This window comes from Limnoglobus sp. (assembly GCF_059499385.1).
The window spans coordinates 18,023-35,590 of the sequence record NZ_JCABYM010000011.1 but is presented as its reverse complement, the minus strand read 5'-3'; the positions used below and the strand labels follow the sequence as shown (position 1 = coordinate 35,590).

The window sequence follows — 17,568 nt, the reverse complement described above, 5'->3', positions numbered from 1 at the left end:
GTCACACGTCCGAGGCGGTGGCCGACAGGGCCGGCAGTTCTTGCGTGTCGTCGAGCAGCCCCACGGCCAGGTCGCCGGGGATGCCGCACCGGGTGAGGATCCGCGGGGACACGAGGCCGACCATTTTCAGCCCGGTGCAGGCGATCAGCCGCAGGTCCAGCCACGGCCCGCGGACCCGGATGTAGTGCAGGTCGTAGGCGAGCTTCTTGCCGACGCCGGGGATGCACACGTCGGCCGGCCGGCGGAGCTGGGCCAGCCCGGTGACGCCCGGCTTCACCCGGTGGCGCTCGTGGTAGTTCGGGTACACGTCCGCCAGCGTCGGGACGATCTCCGGCCGCTCCGGCCGCGGGCCGACCAGGCTCATCTCCCCGCGGAGGACGTTGACGAGCTGCGGCAGCTCGTCCAGGTGCGTCGCCCGCAGGAACCGGCCGACCCGCGTGATCCGGTTGTCCCCCGGCACCGACCACTTCACCCCGGACGCTTGCTCGCACCGGTGGTACATGGTGCGGAACTTCAGGATGCGGAAGTGCCGGCCGCCGCGGCCGACGCGGGTTTGCGAGTAGAACGCCGGGCCGGGGCTGGACACCTTGACCGCGATCCCGGTCAGGACCATGACCGGCAGCGCCAGCACGAACAGCACGGCCGCGAGGCCGAAGTCGAGGGCGGACTTGAGCGCCCCGGCCGGGAGGCTCTCGACGGCGGGGGCGGGGGCGGCGGGCGGGGCCGACGACGGACCCGCGGGCCGGTCCCCGCGGGGGACCTGGGCCACCAGGTTTTGCACGTTGTTGGGCATGGCCTCTACCTGAATCGGATCAAGGGGGAACCAAGTCGGGCGGGGCCCGATGGGCGAGCCACCGTCGGTCGCATTCACGGTTGAGAGGTAACGGCTTGCAAGGCGGGGAGCAGCTGCTTCAACAGGTCGAGTTCGGGGGCCGGCGTCGCGTCGTCGGCCTTCGCGGGGAGGGACCGGACGAGGTACATCTTGTACAGGAGCGGGGACCGGGCGAAGTCCGTCCGCGGGGACCCGGACGCCGCCCACCCGCGGCCGTCGTTCCACGCCCACCGGACGCGGAGCTTCTCGACCGTCGCCCCGGTCCCGCGGGTGAAGTCCGTCTGCCACAGGGCGGCCGCGTCGCCGACGGCCTCGGCCTGGACCGGCCCCATCGCGAACCCGTTCGCCCCGTAGCACACCTCCGGCGGGTGGACGGCGACCGGGCCGGGCCGGCCGCAGAGGATCAGCAGGTTCACCACCGTCCGGTCGTACCGGTGGGTGAACTTCCGGCTCACGTACCCGGCGACGTTGGCCGCGGCGACCTGCTCCTTGGGCAACTCGGTCGCGACGCCGTCCCAGTCGCCGACGGTCAGCGGCACGGCCTGGAGGCGGTCCACGGCGGCTTGGAGGTCGGCCGGCGTGCCCCACCGGTCGGTCCGGTTGCCGTGGACGACGGCCGCCCCGACGAGGACGGCGGCGGCCGCGAGGGCGAGTCCGTAGGTGCGCATCAGGTCGGCTCCGTGGAGGTGGCGGCGGCGGCGACCGGGGCCGGGGCGTAGTAGTACTTCGACCGGCCGTAGGTCTGCGGCTTCGTGCCGTTGACGATCGCCCCGAGGATCGGCACGCCCAGCGACGCGAACCGCTGGATCGCCTCGGTCGTCTGGTTCAGCCGGCTGACGCCCTGCAGCAGCGACAGGATGATCCCGTCCACGTGCCGGGCGATGAGCAGGGCGTCCGCGACCGGCAGGACCGGGCTGGAATCGACCAGGATGAAGTCGAACTGGCCCTGGCAGGCGGTGAACACCTGCGACAGCCGGTCCGGCGTCAGGATTTGCGGGATGTCGGCCGACCAGAACCCGGCCGGCAGGACGTACAGCCCGGCGACGGACGTTTCCTGGATGAGGTCCGACACGGCCGCCTCGCCGCGGAGCGCCTCGCACAGCCCGCGGGCGGCCGGCAGGCCGAGCCGGACGTGCGTGTTCGGGTTCCGCATGTCGGCGTCGATCAGCAGCGTCCGCTGGCCGGTCGCCGCGATGCTGACGGCCAACTGCACGGACAGCGTCGTCTTCCCCTCGCCGCTGACCGGGCTGGTGATGAGCACGGTCCGGTGCTCGGACAGCCCCTCGCCGTGCAGGATCATGGTCCGGGTGCAGGCGATGGCCTCGGCCAGGCCGTGGTGGTCGGTCCCGTCGGCGGACACCTGCCGGCCGGTGATCGGGGCCTTCGGCCGGGGCACCGTCCCGACGACCCGCAGGCCGAGGCCCTGGGTGATCGCGTCCGTCGATTCGACCCGGCGGAGCAGGACCTCGACCAGCCCGACGAGCACGAGGACGGCGACGAACCCGCCGACCGCGGCCCCCGCGGCCATCATCATCTTGCGGCGGTTCTCGTCCACGCGGGCGATGGTCGCCGGCTCCATCTGCTCGACCCGCGGCGGGGCGTCCTGCTCGATCGACAGGAACGTGATCTGCTTCAGGATGCTGGCGAGCATCTCCTCGTTCTGCTTGATCTCGAACTGGATCGGGGCGATCTCGTTGCCGGCCACCCGGTTGTCCGAGAGCGTCTTCGCGTAGGCGTCCAGCTCCCCCTTCAACTGGGTGACCTGCTGGTCGAGCAACGTGTTCTCGGCCTTGACCGCCTGGAGCTTCGTGGCCCGCTCCGTCTTCGATTCCTTCTCCCGGTCGAACTTCATCTCCTTGCCGACCTTCGCCCGCAGGTCGGCCAAATCCTTCGTCAGGTCCGCGACCCGCTTCTCGGCGTCCTTCACTTCCTTCTGTTGGGGGCTGCGGGCCATCTTGTTCTTCTGCTCCAACTCGGCGTCCGCCTTCTTGAGTTCCGCGACGGCCAGCCGCACGCCGGCGTCGGCCTCCACGTACCCGTCCAGGACCGGCTTGGTGATCTCGACCGGGGCGTCGGCCGCGTACATCTGCTCCTTAATTTTCCCGGCCTTCAGGTCGGCCTCGGCCTTGAGCAACTGCGTCCGGGCTTGTTGCATCTGGGACCGAAGGGTCTCTTGAATGAACACCCGCCTCTCGGTGTCGAACACGCCGGAGTCCTTCGCCAGCTCCCGGACCGTCTCCCGCTGCCGGGAGAGCGTCTTCTGCTGGTTGGCGGCGATGCTCTTGAGCAACTCGAGCCGGGCGGCGCGGGTCGTGCTCGACTTGTTCGCCACGTTCGTCAGGTAGCTATCCTTGATCGCGTCCACCATGACGCGGGCCTGCTCGCCGTCCTGGTAGCTCAGGGCGATCCGCAGGATTTCCGGCCCGAGGAACTCGACCGTCAGCTTCTTCCGGAGCCACTCGAGGATGTCCGCCTCGGCCTTGACGAGCGGCAACTTCGAGGCCTCCGTCCCGTCCCGGAGGGCGGCGTTGAGGACGAGCTGACTCTTGATGAGTTCGACCTGGGTGGCCCGCTCCAGCGGCGGGTCCGGGTGCTCCCCGATGGCCCCCATCGGCTTGAGCGGCATGTGCAGCTTCGCCGACGCGGTCGGGACGGCCGGGGGCAGGAACAGCCAGACGGCCGTGCCGGCGGCGGCGGCGACCAGCATCCCGAGGGTGACGGCCAGCCGCCACCGCCGGAGCGTGCCGCGGAGGACGGCCAGCGGGATCGACTGCTTCGTCGGCTTGGCGGCCGGCAGGGCGTTCACCGGGGCCATCGGCACGGTCGCCACGGTCGCCACCCGCGGGGTGGACCGCGGGGCCGACGCCGGGCGGGTCAACGCATAACTCTCAGGCCCTAAATCCGATAGCGGGTCTGGCATTGCGGCAGTACCTAAATTTCCCAGGCGATCCAGAAGGTGTTGCGGGCGCGGAACCCTGACCTATCGACGGGGGTGGGCGGGTCGGGGTTCCGTTCGAGAGGGGTTAAGATTTCACGGGCACTTTCGCGGCCCCGGTCGGCGGCAGGCCGACCACCGGCATCGCGGTCGCGGCCGGCTCCACCAGCAGCCGGCGGAGGACCCAGAGTTCGATCCCCAACAGGACGAGGGCCAGCGGCATCATCATCCACCCGCCCTGGTCGTGGAACCACTTGTGCGCCACCTCCGGCCCCCACCACTCGATGGCGAGGCCGTTCCCGGTGATCCGGGCCATGTTCACGACCAGTGCCACCGGGACCGTGCTGGCGACGAGGAGCAGCTTGTCCAACAGCGGCCGGTCCACGACCATCGCCAGCCCGGTCGTCAGGGCGGCGAACGTCAGCAACATGCTCAGCCCGTTGCACGCCTCGACGACGGCGATCCGGCCTTGTTCCAGCAGGATCGTGTTCCCCTCGGCCACGGCCGGCAGGCCGGACAGTTGCAGCAGCCACGTGCTGCCGCGGGTCGCGATCGCCTGGAGCGGCCGGCCGACGGCGGTCTCGACGAAGTACGGCAGCGGGACCATGAACCCGAGGAACAGGACCATCGGCAGGCTCCACCGCAGCGCCGCCCGGCCGCCGACCATCAGGGCCAGGCCGAGCAGCGTCGGGATGACCGCCCCGGCCGCGAGGATGTCCATGTACAGGTAGCCGCCGGCCACGAAGAGGCCGGCCCCGAGGACGACCAGCAGCAGCCCGCGCCAGTCCGGCCGGCACTCGGCGGCCGCGAGGTTCTTCCGCCGGACGTACATCAGGACGGCCGCGAACAGCGGGACGAGGTAGCCGTGCGAGTACTGCGGGTCGGTACTCCACTTGTCGAACATCGCGACGAGGGCCGGCCAGTACGCCCAGCCGATCACGGCGGCGAGGCCGGCGGCCACGGCCAACTGGGACGTGGACCGCGGGGCGGCATCGGGGGAGCGATCCGCGGACATCGGGGCTGCCTCCACGGGGTCGGGACGGGGCCGCGCGTCCGGCGTGGCCGCTCGCGCGTCGCGGGGTTTGACGGCCGATTTCGAGGGCACGGGATGAACCCTTTGAGGCGGAATTCGGCGCGGACTCCGTCCCCGTGGGTTACGAACCCTTGAGGGCGGGCCTCAACGCGGTGAGGGTTGATGGCGCGAGTCGCTTTCTGCACCCGAAGCTAGAACCGTTTCCCGGTTCGTGTCGGTCGCAGCTCGCCGCCGCCCGATGGAACGGGTCCACGCGGAGGGGCGACTTCCTATCTGACGGATAGCGTAAAGTTGCGGTGTGGCTTTACCAGTCGGGTTACCCCCACGGCCCGTGTCGGGAATCGTCTGACCCAACATTCCCTGGAAAACAAGGCATTTCGCGCGATAGGCCCGGCCGGATCGGGGACCGACCCGACGGAGAAAAAGAACCCGGTCGGCCGGGAGAGTATTTTCCCCAACCCGGAGGGTCGGGAAATATGACCGAGTCAAAACCGGGAGAAGGTTTTCGATTCGGGAACCGTCTTCATTTTCTATACTAATTATGACTCGTCGCGACGCCCTTCGCCCCGCCTAACGATGAGGTAAACGGCTTGGTCTCGCATTGCCCGACGACCACACGTCCTGATCGCCCTGGGCATAAAATCTGACCCGCCCTGAATCGCGTATGATGGTTACGATTACGTCGGCTCGTTGATACGAACGGTCCGGTTTACCCCGACGCCCCGTCGGGTGGTGTTACTCGCCGCGGGAAGACTCGTCGAACACAGGATGGGCCGTGATGCAGGGTCCGGATTCCACAACCCCGGTGGCGCACGCGAACGCAGTGCGGCCGGCCGAGCTGCCCCGCGAGGTCCTGGACGCCGTCGCGGCGGAGAACCACCGCATCGGCCTCGAGTTGCACGACCACGTCGGCCAGCACCTCACCGGGCTGGAACTGCTCGCGGATAGCCTGACGCACCGCGTCGCCGCCCTCGACCCGGCGATCCGCGAGACCGTCGCGAAGATCGCCCGCGGGCTGCGAGAAGTTCACGCGGACGTTCGCTGCCTGGCGCTCGGGCTAAGCCCCAACGGCGTCTCGCCGGCCGGGCTGGAGGCGGCCCTGCAATTCCTGGCCGAGCGGGTGAAGCACGCCGGCATCGCCATCGACCTGCGGGTGACCGGCCCGCTCCGACTCGCCGACACGGCGGCGGCCACCGACCTGTTCCGGATCGCGCAGGAGTCGGTGTCGAACTGCCTGCGGCACGCCCAGGCGACGAGCATTGCCGTCCACCTGCACGGCACGCCGGCCGCGGTGACGCTGGAGGTCCGCGACGACGGCGTCGGCCTGCCGGAGGCCGGGCGGGACGGCAACGGCCTCGGCCTGCGGCTGATGCACCACCGGGCCACGCGGCAGGGCGGCACGCTGGCCGTCACGTCCACCCCCGGCGGCGGCACGCGGGTCGTCTGTCGGATGCCGACCGCCGACGCCGCCCCTTGAATTCCTCTTGTCCCGCCGTCCGAGAATCGGGTACACCTTCTCCATCTCGCCGGGTCACGTCGCCCGTTCACCGTCACCGGCCGTGGGATTGAGGTTCATCCTCAAAAATCGCGATCGTGCCTTCCGTCGAACGCGGGGAGTTCGGTTGCCGCGCGAACTCCCCGTCGGCGCGTTTTCACGACTGCACGATTCGGGGATTTATCCTATGATTTTGAGGTGTTTTCCAATCTCGCGACGATCCCCCAGGATTTCGTGAAGACGCCCGCTCCGACGCCCTGGCCTTCGTCCCGCTGCGAAAGGACTCCCCCTGCGGCCTTCGGAAAGGATGCCCAGATGCCCCTGGTTCCGTCGGCCCTGTCGCCGACCCTTCCGGCCGAACTTCCGTCCCGCGACCGAACGGTCGTCGAGGATTGGACCCCCCTCCCGTCCCGTCGCGGCCCCCACGTCGGCCCGCCCGCCCACCACCCGACCCACGAGAACGGGGACGCCGTGACCCACGCCCCTCACCCCCGCGCGGTGAAGCTGTCGGACGCACCGCCGCGGATCGCCAACGTCGATGTCATCGCGGACCCGCAGCCGCGGCCGATCCGCGTCGGGTTCGTGCTGCACGTCATGCAGGTGGCCGGGGCCGAGGTGCTGGTGAAGGAGACGATCCAGCGGCTCGGCAAGCTCATCGTCCCGACCATCTTCTGCCTGGACCGCGTCGGGCAACTCGGCGAGGAGTACGTCGCCGACGGCGGCGAGCTGGTCTGCTTCGACCGCCCGCCGCGGCGGGACCTGACGCTGCCGTGGAAGCTGGCCCGCGAGTGCGGCCGCCGGCGGATCGACGTGCTCCACGCGCACCAGTACACGCCGTTCTTCTACGCCGGGCTGGCGAAGATGCTCGCCCGCCCGATGCCGCGGCTCATCCTCACCGAGCACGGCCGCCACTACCCGGACCACGTGTCCCCGCTGCGGCGGGCGTTCAACCGGATCGTCCTGGACCGGCTGGCGGACGCCGTCAACGGGTGCTGCGAGTTCAGCGCGAAGGCCCTGCGGGACGTGGACGGGTTCGCCGGCAAGCGGATCGAGGTGATCGAGAACGGGATCGAGGTGCAGCGGTACGGCCCGGCGGCGGACATCGCCCAGCAGAAGCGGAAGCTCGGCCTGGACCCGCGGCGGCGGTACGTGGCCCACGTCGCCCGCCACCACAAGGTGAAGGACCAGCCCACCCTCTTGCGGGCGTTCGCGCTGACGGCCGCCGACGTGCCGGACGCCGACCTGCTCATGGTCGGCGACGGCCCGCTCCGCGGCGACCTGGAGCGGCTGGCCAGGGAGTTGAAGATCGAGCACCGGGTCCACTTCCTCGGCGTCCGGTCGGACATCCCGGACCTGTTGAAGGCGGTGGACATTTTCGCGCTGACGAGCGTGAGCGAGGCGGCGTCCCTAACGCTGATGGAGTCGATGGCGACGGGCGTGCCGGTGGTGGTCACGAACGTGGGCGGGAACCCGGAGATCGTCCGGCACGAGCGGGAGGGGCTGCTCGTGGACCGCGGCGACGCCGCCGGGTTCGCGGCCGCGTTCCGCCGGCTGTTCCAGGACCACAAGCTGGCGAAGAAGCTCGGCCTCGCCGGGCAGATCCGCGCCAGCGCCCGCTACCGGCTGGAGCAGACGATCGACAACTACCACCGCCTCTACCGCCGGCTGGCGAACGTGTGACCCGCTCGCGGGGTTACGTATCATAGCCCCGCCATGAAAGCCCTCGTCAAACTCGGCGTCCACGTCGTCGCCCTCGTCGTCGTGTCGCCGGTCATCCTCACGTTCCTCGTCGGCGCGCGGCTGCTGGGCCGCGACCGGGCGCTCGAGGGGGCGACGCAAACCCTCGCCCTGCTCCCCGGCCTCACCGGCATCTACCTCCGGCGGGCGTTCCTCACCGTCGCCTTGAAGCACTGCGACCGGTCCGCCGAGGTCGGGTTCGGCACGATCTTCTCCCAGGCCGACGCCCGGATCGACGCGAACGTGTACGTCGGCCCCCGCTGCCACCTCGGGTGGGTCCACCTGGAGAAGAACGTCCTCGTCGCGGCCGGCGTCCACATCCCGAGCGGGCCGAACACGCACTACTTCCACGACCCGGCCGTGCCGATCAAGGACCAGGGCGGCGAGCGGGTCGAGGTGACGATCGGCGAAGGGGCGTGGATCGGCAGCGCGGCCGTGGTGATGGCCGACGTGGGGAAGGGGAGCGTCGTCGCGGCCGGGTCGGTGGTCACGAAACCGATCCCGGACAACGTGATCGCCGGCGGCGTCCCGGCGAAGGTGATCCGCGGCCGGTTCGACCCGCCGGCCGAAAAGTGACGTTGAGCGCCGACCGCCGGGCCGCTATTGAATTCCGCTCCTAACCCGTTCTCGCCCGCCCGTTCGGCCCGCGCCCGCTTTCCGGCAGGAGCAGTTTCGTGAGCAACGGAAGCCTCCTCTACCCGACGCTGAACGCCGACCCGGTCTACGTGCGGGGGATCGAGTACGGCATCCTGTACGCGCAGATGCGGGCGTCCGACGAGACGATCGAGCAGTTCTTCACCCGCCCGAATCAGGAGCAGATTCTGTTCCTGGCGAACCGCATGGGGTGGTCGGTCGAGTCGATCGAGCCGCAGGACGACGAGTGGTTCTGGTGTCGCATGACGCGGAAGGCGGGCTAGGCCCGCGCGACGCCCTGACAACTAATCCGGCTTCTCAATGAGCCGTACAGGTTGTCCGATTTCCGGTCGGACGGCCCGGAGTTTTCGTTCGATTTGCGGAACACGCCACGTCGCCCTCGTCTCACACAGTTAGATTGTTTTCGTGCTTGACTCGGTCCCCCCAGTGCGCCGTTGTCATTTCGCCCCCCGCCCGATTCGCCCACCCCCCGAATCGCCCCACCGATCGGAGACGAGCGGATGAATCGCGCATTCATTAGACTCGGATTGATAGGCGTGGCCGCCGGCCTCGCCGTGGCCGCCACCAACTCGCCGGCGGCGGCGGGGTTCCTGTGCGCCCGACCCGCGAACGCCGCCGGCAGCTGGCTCGACGCCCGGTACGAGGCGGCGACCGCCTTCCGGTTCGACTTCGCGGAGGACGGCTACACCGCCGGCCCCCCGTCCGTCTCGGTCTTCGCCGGGCCGTTCGACCCGCCCCTGGGGTCCTCCGAGGTCGCGCTCGAGTACGTCGCGGCCGCCGGCCCAGGCCCGACGACCATGCTCCAGGAAATCTTCGTCCGGGTCTACCTGCTGCAGAAGTTCGCCGGCGGAGCGACCGAGCCGCCGGGCTTCGACCCGCCCGGCCCGACGGGGGGCGATTCGCAGGCCCGCGACGCGACGACTTCCATGCCCGGCCCGTCCGGGTTGGTGCTGCTGGCCGCGGCCGCGCCCATCGTCGGCGGGTACTTCGTCCGGCGGAAGCGGCCGGCGGCGTGATCGGCAAGGAAAAGCAACGGGCCGCGGGCAACCTGCCCGCGGCCCGTTCGTTCGTCCCCGTCCGTCATCCCACGAACACGCCGGTCGCCAGCGGCGCCGCGAACGGGTCGATCTCCTGCACGAGCGGCGGCTCGTCGCCGTTGCCCAGCGGGAACGACGCCCCGCGGTACACCCGCACCCGGCTCGGCTGCTTGTCCCCGCTGCCCGTCACCAGGTCGGCCCGGCCGTCGCCGTCCAGGTCCTTCACCGCCGGCCGGATGCCCCCGCGGGAGAGGGAATCGTTGTTCACGAAGAAATTCGCGACCGGCAGGTTGTAGACCGCGTCCAGCGGCTGCGTGAGCATCAGCCGGCCGCTGAGGGCGTACACCCGCGGGCCGCCGCCGGGGCCGCCGCCGAAGACGAGGTCGCCGAAGGCGTCGCCGTCCAGGTCGCCGACCGTCACGAACACGCCGTTGCGGAGCGTCGTCGCGTCCTTGCCGGGGAACGCGAAGAAGTCGTTGACCAGCTTCGGCGGCCGCGGCGTCGCCCCGAGCGGGTCGAACAGCGTCGCCCCGTTAAACACGGCCACCCGCGGGCCGCCGCGGAACCCGGCCCCGACCACGAGGTCCGGCCGGCCGTCGGCGTTGATGTCGCCGAGCGCCACGCGGGCACCGCCGCGGAAGTTCGGGTCGTCGATCCCGAAGAAGTCCGTCCGCTTCACCGGCGTGTTGTCCGCGGCCAGCGAGTAGACGGTCGCCCGCGGCCCGCCGCCCACGTCCGGGCTGACGACGAACTCGGCCCGGCCGTCGAGGTCGATGTCGGCGGCGGCGACGTACACGCCGCCGGTGAACCCCTTCTCGAACGCGTCGAAGTCGAACGGGGTGACCGCCCCCGGCGTCAGGCTGCCGAGCAAGAGCCGGACCCGCGACCCGGTCCCCGGCCCCGCGCCGAGGATTTGGTCCAGTATGCCGTCCCCGTTCAGGTCCGCGACGGCCGGGCGGACGGTCGCGGTCGCCGCCGGGCCGGCCGACGTGCCCTGGTTCGTGAACCCCGTGCCGACGGTGACGAAGGTCTGCACCGTCCCGGTCGGCGGCCCGGCGACGAGTAGCTCCTGCGGGTGGTTCGTGTTCGCCACCAGCCGGGCGACGCCGAGGTCCGTGTCGCCGGTCGCCACCGTCTCGACCGTGCCGACGACGACCGCCCGGCCGATCGCGTCCACGGCGATTCCGCCGGCCGCGTCCGCGTTCCCGCCGCCGCGGTCGAACGCCACGGCCGTCCGCCCGGTGGACGCGAACGTCGGGTCGAGCTGCCCGGCGGCCGTCAGCCGGGCGACGCCGAGGTCCGTGTCTTTGCCCGCGGCCGCGTCCACGGTCGCGGCGACGAGGACGGCCCCGGTCGCGGCGTGGACCGCCACGCCGGCCGCCCGGTCGTTGTTCCCGCCGCCGCGGTCGAACCCGAACGTCGTCTTGCCGTTCCCGTTGAACGCGGAGTCGAGTTGCCCGTCGGCCGTCAGCCGGACGACGCCGATGTCCAGGCCGGCGGGGACGGCCGCCGTGCCGGCGACGACGTACCGGCCGGATAGGTCGCGGGCGATCCCGGCCGCCACGTCGGCGTTCGTGCCGCCGCCGTTGACCGGGACGATCACCAGCCCGACCTCGTTGAACGACCGGTCGAGCGCCCCGGACGGCAGCAGCCGCGCGACGGCGAAGTCGGCGTCGCCGGCCCCGCCGACCTGCACCGTGCCGGCGACGACGACGGCGTCCGTCGGGTCGAGCACCAGCCCGGCGGCCGCGTCCGCGTTCGCCCCGCCGTGGTCGAACGCGACCGTCTGCCGCCCGTCGGCGTCGAACGCCGCGTCGAGCGACCCGTCCGCCAGCAGCCGGGCGACGCCGAAGTCCGTGTCCCCGGTCGCGTTCAGGGCGACCGTCCCGGCGAGGACGACGCGGTTGTTGGAATCGACGGCCACGCCGGCGGCCCGGTCGTCGTTCGTGCTCCCGATCACGTCGAACCCGACCGTCTGGCGGCCGTCGCCGTCGAACGTCGTGTCGAGCTGCCCGGCCGGGGTGAGGCGGGCGACGGCGAAGTCGAAGTCGCCGGCGGCGTCCACCTGGGCGGACCCGGCCACGACGATGCTGCCGTCCGCGAGCACCGCGACGGCGGCGGCGGCGTCCTTGTTGTCCCCGCCGAGGTCGAACCCGACGGTCCGCAGCCCGTTCGTGCCGAACGTCGCGTCGAACGTGCCGTCCGGGTTCAGCCGGGCGACGGCGAAGTCGGTGTCGGCCGTCCCGGACCGGGCCGTGCCGACGACGATCACCTTCCCGTCCGCCTGGACGGCGACGGCGGCCCCGAGGTCGGCCCGCGTGCCGGCGAGGTCGAACGCGATATCCGCGAGGCCGGTCGTGTTGAACGTCACGTCCAGCCCGCGGACCGTGGCCGGCGTGGTGCGGGCGTCGAGGGCGGTCAGCTCCAGGCGGGTCATGCCGCGGACTCCGGGGTCGCGAGGTGGTGGGGAGCGCCTACGACCGCACGCGGCGGCGGGCTTGCGACGGAAGCATAATACGGAATCGGTCGTGAGAAAGACGGGCGCAGCGTTTCCCGCGATTGACGCGAACGCGGCGAGCGGCCCGGCGGGCGCGGGCCGCCGCCCCGCGCCCGCCGGGCCGCTCGCCAAATTTTTTCCAACTTTCCCCGCCGTGTAAATCCTGTTAACTCAGGCCCCGTCGAAGCCGCGTCCGGGCCTTATTTTTCCGGCCCGCGGCGCTCGATCCCCGGTGTTAACCCCCGGCCCGGCCCTTCGCCCCAGTTCACGATTCAGCCGCCGGCAATCGCGCTGACACAATAACCCGAAAAATCCAATTCCGCCTTATTTTCAAGCCGTTTCCGCGTGTCATAATCCCCCATTGATGGGCCGTCGCGCCCCGCCCCCACTGACGCCTAGCAGTGAGTACCCCATGCCCGCCCGCAAGTTTGGATTGGATTTCCACGCCCTCGAAGACCGCACCGTCCCGACCGCGTTCGGCACCCCGTGGGCCGACGGCGAGCACATCTCGCTGAGCCTCGTCCCGGACGGCACGGCCACCCACCTCGGCACGAACGCCCTCGCCAAGACGTTCGGCGCGACCACGGCCAAGAGCACCTGGGAGCGGGAACTGCTCCGCGCGTTCCAGACGTGGGCGGCGGCCGCGAACCTCAACATCGGCCTCCGGGCCGACGGCGGGCAGGCCCTCGGCACGCACGGGGCCGTCCAGGGCGATTCCCGGTTCGGCGACATCCGCGTCGCCGCCGCCCCGCTGTCCGAGGACCACGGGGCGCACGCCTCGCCGTTCAGCTGGACCGGCACGACGTACAGCGGCGACGTGGTGTTCAACAGCCTTCAGAAGTTCACCGCCGGGCCGACCGCCGGCGGGTACGACATCTTCTCCGTCGCCCTGCACGAGGCCGGGCACGCCCTCGGCCTGCCGCACTCGGACGACCCGCTGTCCGTCATGCACGAGGACTACCGCCCGCTCACCGCCCTCGCCGCGTCCGACGTGGCCGCCGTCCAGGCGCTGTACGGCCCGCGGCCGCAGGACGCCCACGACCTCGACCGGAACAACGACGCCCTGGCCCGCGCCACGGCCCTGGCCCCGACCACCCTGCTCGGCGTCCTGGTCGGCGAGGCCCGCGTCGCGGACGGCGACATCACCACCCGGTCCGACGTGGACTTCTACAAGTTCTCCGCCCCGGTCCTCGGCGGCACGGCGACGGTGACGCTGCAGGCCGCCGGGCTGAGCCTGCTCGCCCCGAAGGTCACGGTCTACAACGCCTTCGGCCTGCCCATCGCCGCGGCCAGCAGCGTCAACCCGAAGTCGAACGACGTGACGCTCCAGTTCCCGGCCAGCCTGATCGGCGGCACGTACTACGCGAAGGTGGAGGCGGCCGGCGATGCGTTCTCCGTCGGCGAGTACCGGCTGACCGTCCACGCCGGCACGGTCCTCGACCCGCTCTTGAACACGCTGCTCGCCCCGGTGGCGGACGGCAACTCGAACGACACGCTCGCCGCCGCCACCGACCTGACCGGCGGGTCGTCCACCCGGCCGGACACGCGGTTCGACGCCATCTACCGCGGGGTGATCGAGAACGACCGGGACGTGGACACGTACCGCCTCCGCGCCCCGGCCGGCACCGGGCTGGGGTTCAACGTCATCGTCTGGGGGACGGACGCGACGCCGCTGGACGCGCGGGTCCACGTGTTCGACGCGGACAAGAACCCGGTCGCGTTCCAGGTGCTGGCGAACGACAAGGGGCTGTTCAGCGTCCGCGTCCCGTCGGCGACGCCGGGCGGCACGTACTACGTGTCGGTCGAGCCGCGGGACGCCGGGGCGAAGGGGGCGTACTTCCTGGGGGCCGACTTCAACGCGAACCCGACGCCGATGCTGGCCGGCATCGCCGCCGACGCGATCGCGGCCGGCGCGACGCAAACGGCGAAGGTCGAGCTGGCGACGGCCGGCATCTTCCAGTTCGGCCTCGCGGCCGCCGGCGCGGAGGGCGGCGTGTCGATGGCGTTCGCGGACGCGACCGGCCGCACGGTGTTCACCCTGGACGCGACGGCCGGCCGGCCGCTGGTGACGGCGATGAAGCACCTGGCGAAGGGGACGTACACGGTGACGTACACGTACCGCGGCCGGGCGACGACCCCGCTGGGCTACGACCTGTTCCTGTTGCAGTTCAGCGACAACATGGGGCCGTATTCGAGCACGACGACGAGTTCGTCGGGTACGACCTCGTCGTCGGATTCGACCTACACCTACAGCAGCTCGTCCTCGTCGGAGCCGACGTACTCGAGCAGCACGCAGACCTCGACGAAGAAGCCGTCGTCGTCCTCGGCGTACTACTATTGAGTTGCGACCAACCCCGTGAAGCGAGGGCGAAAACGTCCTCGCTTTTTTCGTGCGCGCGGTTGCCGAAACCAAAGTATCAAGTTGTCGGGGTGGCCGGCCGCGCCAAAGTTCGCCGAACGAATTTTTTTGACATTCGGCCAACGGTCGGTCAGTGTGTGCGTTAGCCCATCAGCAGCCGGTTCGTCGGACCCCGTCGGAGAACCCGGATGGCCGCCACGACCTTGACCTCCCCGCGCGATGGAACGGCAACGCACGGGAACAAGCGGCGCGGAAGCCGCGGCGTTGGCTCGACCTGATGTGCCTGGAAGACCGGAACACCACCGGCAGCCTCCTCGGCGACCCGCTCGCGTTGACACTGGGCGACCTATTGCCGATGCTCAGCGAACCGCCGGCGGCCCTGCCGTCGAGAGCCGTCATTGCCACGTTGGCGAAATCCGTGTCGTCTCACAGTGTCGTCGCGCGGCACGACCCGCAATCGCTCGCACCGGAACGCGAGGTTGCCCGCGTTCGTAGTACTGAGGGGTTCGTCGCAATTTCCTCGAACTTTGCTCTGGGCTTCGTTTCGGATGATGTGGGGGATGTCCTCTTCATCCCCACAAGCCTCCTCGCGGCCCAGCCGGTCGTCCCTGTCAATCAAAATCTGCCGGCCACATCTCCGCGCGACGATTCGGGTCTGTTCGCAACAGTCTCGTCCAACGCCGTTCCGTATCGCAATTCATTGGCGTTCGACGCCGTGGCTGAGAGGCCGATCTTGTTCGGACAGAACAGGATCACGCTCGCCCCGCCGCCGAGACCCAACTCCTCTCCGGTGGCGACCAACGACAGCGTTTCGGTCAACGAGGACTCTTCCGTCCTGATCGACGTGCTCGCCAACGACACAGACTCTGACGGGGATAATCTCCGGGTGAAGATCGGCGATTACGTGACACTGCACGGGACGGTGACGCCGGAGGCAGGCAAAGTCCGGTACACGCCGTTCCCGGACTACCACGGGTCGGATGCGTTCACGTACCGGGCGACCGACGGCGTGGCGGCCAGCTCGCTCGTCACCGTGTCGATCACGGTGACGCCGGTGAACGACGCCCCGATGGCGTACCACGACGCGTTCGCGTGGGGGCTGGAGACGGACCTCGACAACAACTTCACCAACCTGCCGACCGGGTGGGGGAACGGGCCGGGGTACTTCGCCGGGAACGTCCTGAACAACGACATCGACTTCGACTGGCAAGACGCCATTACCACCCCCATCTCGCCGCCCGGCCCGCCGTACAGCCCGCCGCCGCCGCCGAGCGGCAAGGACACGATCTTCGCCGTCCTGGACACCCAGCCGGCCATCGGGTCGGTGGTGAACTTCGCGGGGAACGGCAACTTCTACTACATGTACCCGCAGGGCAACCTGGACGAGACGTTCCAGCCGTTCAGCACGTCGTTCACGTACCACGTGGAGGACGGGAAGGGCGGGAAGAGCGCCCCGGCGACGGCGAACATCTGGGTGAAGAAGGGGAACTACGGCATAAACGTCGAGAGCAAGGACGTGCCGACGTTCCTGGTCGGGGACGACCCGATCGAGGACGCGGTCCCGGCCGGGTACACGACGGTGCTGACGAAGGCCCCGTGGTATGGGCGGATGACGCAGTTCGAGTTCGACGGGAAGTTCAAGTACACCCCGCGGCACGACCGGACGGACCAGGGGTTCCAGTACAAGCTGGTGGACCCCGGCGGCATCACGTACACCTTCGTCAACGTGACGCTGCCGATGCTGCAGATGGACGTGTACGACGGGCAGGGCGGGGCGCAGTCGATCCGCGAGCAGAACGAGCTGAACGTGGGGGCGTTCACGGTCGCGAACCGGAACGACACGGACAGCGACTACGTGAGGGACGACGTGGACGGGGTCGTGAAGGGGACGCCGATCGCCGGGTGGAACACGCCGCACGACGGGGTGGACGAGGTGGACCTGATGAAGGTGAGGATTTACAAGCCATTCTCGACCGCCTTTCTCGACTGGACCTTGGAGGTGATCAGCCCGAACGGTTTCGGCGGGCACATCTACGACAACCCGTATGCCGACCTCGACAGCACGACCCTCTTCACGCGGCCGCTCTTCCCCCCGTCCAGCAAGGTGTCGTTCAGCGACGCCTCGTTCAGGAATCCCGACAACTCGTACAAGGCGTCGATCGACGTATGGGTCGGCTTGAACGTCGAGTCGGCGGCCTTGCGTGACTATACGATTGAACTGAAGATGGGGTCGGTCTCGGAGCGCGCGAAGGCGACGGCCGTGTGGTCAACTTTGACGCAATTCCGGGGAACGAACGCGAACGATGCCAAGATACTACCGAATGCCGGCGGCAATAAGGATGTCCAAAAGTATTTGGATTCTCTGGCCGCACAATCCCCCGTTGGGAAACTTGGTACCGCCAACCTCCCCTTCGTGTACGACACTAACAAGACGGCCATATCAAACCCCTTTGAATTAGAGTTCACCTTGACACCGGCAGGTATTGGTACCGCGAATCCCCGATTGGCGTTCGATGCGTCGCGCTCGACCGACCTCATGCACTGCGAGAAGTTGCCTGGCGCTGCCGTCAATGTGTTGAGACAGTACGGCCTTCCCCCCAATCGGGATCGGGCCAATGACGACCCCGCGGTCCCTGGCGTTCTCGATGAAGTTCAAATCGGCGATAAATTCTACTCCGTCGATGCGCCGGGCCTGTTCCAGGATCGGGAGACCCCTGGGCAAACGGAGTGGTACAGCTGGAGGTTGAACGCCTTGACCTTTATTCGCGTCAAGATCGGACCCAACGCGTCGATTACGGACCTCCCCTTGCCGGCACCACAGGCCGACCCGACCCCGGACCTTCAGGGGTCGCGGACCTCCGAACTCATTTCCTGGCGTTCGTGGGTCACCGTTACCCCAATCGATCCGGCTCCCTTCTGGACGCGGACGCTGGGGGCCGGGACCAATGAAGTCGTCCAGGGGCAACCGCCACGAGATTTGACGACGTGA

At 69.6% G+C, this 17,568-nt stretch carries 13 protein-coding genes; 7 read left to right on the top strand and 6 right to left on the bottom strand.

Annotated features, from left to right (window positions below):
• Nucleotide 1: 1 nt before the first annotated feature.
• The 4 genes from AC5JJ2_RS01650 to AC5JJ2_RS01635 all read right to left on the bottom strand — a co-directional run bounded on the left by AC5JJ2_RS01650 (nucleotide 2) and on the right by AC5JJ2_RS01635 (nucleotide 4,782).
• Nucleotides 2-793, bottom strand: coding sequence for a sugar transferase (locus AC5JJ2_RS01650; RefSeq protein WP_495856225.1), 792 nt, complete (start codon nucleotides 791-793; stop codon nucleotides 2-4).
• Between the two features lie 74 nt (nucleotides 794-867).
• Entirely contained in the window at nucleotides 868-1,500 is a 633-nt protein-coding gene (locus AC5JJ2_RS01645; protein WP_495856224.1) for an exosortase-associated EpsI family protein, read from the bottom strand.
• Entirely contained in the window at nucleotides 1,500-3,710 is a 2,211-nt protein-coding gene (locus AC5JJ2_RS01640) for a polysaccharide biosynthesis tyrosine autokinase (RefSeq protein ID WP_495856223.1), read from the bottom strand. Before AC5JJ2_RS01640 ends, AC5JJ2_RS01645 begins: the two co-directional genes overlap by 1 nt.
• Before the next feature lie 145 nt (nucleotides 3,711-3,855).
• Complete coding sequence (locus AC5JJ2_RS01635) at nucleotides 3,856-4,782, bottom strand: exosortase/archaeosortase family protein (RefSeq protein ID WP_495856222.1); 927 nt, start codon at nucleotides 4,780-4,782, stop codon at nucleotides 3,856-3,858.
• 823 nt (nucleotides 4,783-5,605) lie between these two features.
• Between AC5JJ2_RS01635 and AC5JJ2_RS01630 the strand changes: the two genes are divergently transcribed.
• The 5 genes from AC5JJ2_RS01630 to AC5JJ2_RS01610 all read left to right on the top strand — a co-directional run bounded on the left by AC5JJ2_RS01630 (nucleotide 5,606) and on the right by AC5JJ2_RS01610 (nucleotide 9,702).
• A complete protein-coding gene (locus AC5JJ2_RS01630) occupies nucleotides 5,606-6,277 on the top strand; it encodes a sensor histidine kinase (protein ID WP_495856221.1) in 672 nt (223 codons plus the stop codon).
• A 489-nt stretch (nucleotides 6,278-6,766) separates the two neighbouring features.
• Nucleotides 6,767-7,975, top strand: coding sequence for a glycosyltransferase (locus AC5JJ2_RS01625; RefSeq protein WP_495856220.1), 1,209 nt, complete (start codon nucleotides 6,767-6,769; stop codon nucleotides 7,973-7,975).
• Nucleotides 7,976-8,008: 33 nt separating this feature from the next.
• A complete protein-coding gene (locus AC5JJ2_RS01620) occupies nucleotides 8,009-8,608 on the top strand; it encodes an acyltransferase (protein WP_495856219.1) in 600 nt (199 codons plus the stop codon).
• A 98-nt stretch (nucleotides 8,609-8,706) separates the two neighbouring features.
• Nucleotides 8,707-8,949 carry a hypothetical protein gene (locus AC5JJ2_RS01615; protein ID WP_495856218.1) on the top strand — a complete coding sequence of 81 codons (243 nt, stop codon included), beginning with the start codon at nucleotides 8,707-8,709 and terminating at the stop codon, nucleotides 8,947-8,949.
• A gap of 237 nt (nucleotides 8,950-9,186) precedes the next feature.
• Entirely contained in the window at nucleotides 9,187-9,702 is a 516-nt protein-coding gene (locus tag AC5JJ2_RS01610) for a hypothetical protein (RefSeq protein ID WP_495856217.1), read from the top strand.
• A gap of 64 nt (nucleotides 9,703-9,766) precedes the next feature.
• Here the strand turns inward: AC5JJ2_RS01610 and AC5JJ2_RS01605 are convergent, their stop codons facing one another.
• Nucleotides 9,767-12,160, bottom strand: a complete 2,394-nt coding sequence (locus tag AC5JJ2_RS01605) for a delta-60 repeat domain-containing protein (RefSeq protein ID WP_495856216.1) — start codon at nucleotides 12,158-12,160, stop codon at nucleotides 9,767-9,769.
• A gap of 472 nt (nucleotides 12,161-12,632) precedes the next feature.
• Between AC5JJ2_RS01605 and AC5JJ2_RS01600 the strand changes: the two genes are divergently transcribed.
• Nucleotides 12,633-14,561: a matrixin family metalloprotease gene (locus AC5JJ2_RS01600; protein WP_495856215.1), complete on the top strand. Its 1,929-nt coding sequence runs from the start codon at nucleotides 12,633-12,635 to the stop codon at nucleotides 14,559-14,561.
• Between the two features lie 633 nt (nucleotides 14,562-15,194).
• Here AC5JJ2_RS01600 and AC5JJ2_RS01595 read toward each other — a convergent pair.
• Nucleotides 15,195-15,398: a hypothetical protein gene (locus AC5JJ2_RS01595; RefSeq protein WP_495856286.1), complete on the bottom strand. Its 204-nt coding sequence runs from the start codon at nucleotides 15,396-15,398 to the stop codon at nucleotides 15,195-15,197.
• On the opposite strand from AC5JJ2_RS01595, the gene AC5JJ2_RS01590 reads away from it, so the two are divergent.
• Nucleotides 15,370-17,568 carry a cadherin-like domain-containing protein gene (locus AC5JJ2_RS01590; RefSeq protein WP_495856214.1) on the top strand — a complete coding sequence of 733 codons (2,199 nt, stop codon included), beginning with the start codon at nucleotides 15,370-15,372 and terminating at the stop codon, nucleotides 17,566-17,568. The two genes, AC5JJ2_RS01595 and AC5JJ2_RS01590, sit on opposite strands and share 29 nt — an antisense overlap.

Coding starts and splice junctions, on each gene's coding strand:
- AC5JJ2_RS01645 (WP_495856224.1), bottom strand. CDS start 1,500: ATGCGCACCTACGGACTCGCCCTCGCGGCCGCCGCCGTCCTCGTCGGG.
- AC5JJ2_RS01635 (WP_495856222.1), bottom strand. CDS start 4,782: ATGTCCGCGGATCGCTCCCCCGATGCCGCCCCGCGGTCCACGTCCCAG.
- AC5JJ2_RS01605 (WP_495856216.1), bottom strand. CDS start 12,160: ATGACCCGCCTGGAGCTGACCGCCCTCGACGCCCGCACCACGCCGGCC.
- AC5JJ2_RS01620 (WP_495856219.1), top strand. CDS start 8,009: ATGAAAGCCCTCGTCAAACTCGGCGTCCACGTCGTCGCCCTCGTCGTC.
- AC5JJ2_RS01600 (WP_495856215.1), top strand. CDS start 12,633: ATGCCCGCCCGCAAGTTTGGATTGGATTTCCACGCCCTCGAAGACCGC.
- AC5JJ2_RS01650 (WP_495856225.1), bottom strand. CDS start 793: ATGCCCAACAACGTGCAAAACCTGGTGGCCCAGGTCCCCCGCGGGGAC.
- AC5JJ2_RS01610 (WP_495856217.1), top strand. CDS start 9,187: ATGAATCGCGCATTCATTAGACTCGGATTGATAGGCGTGGCCGCCGGC.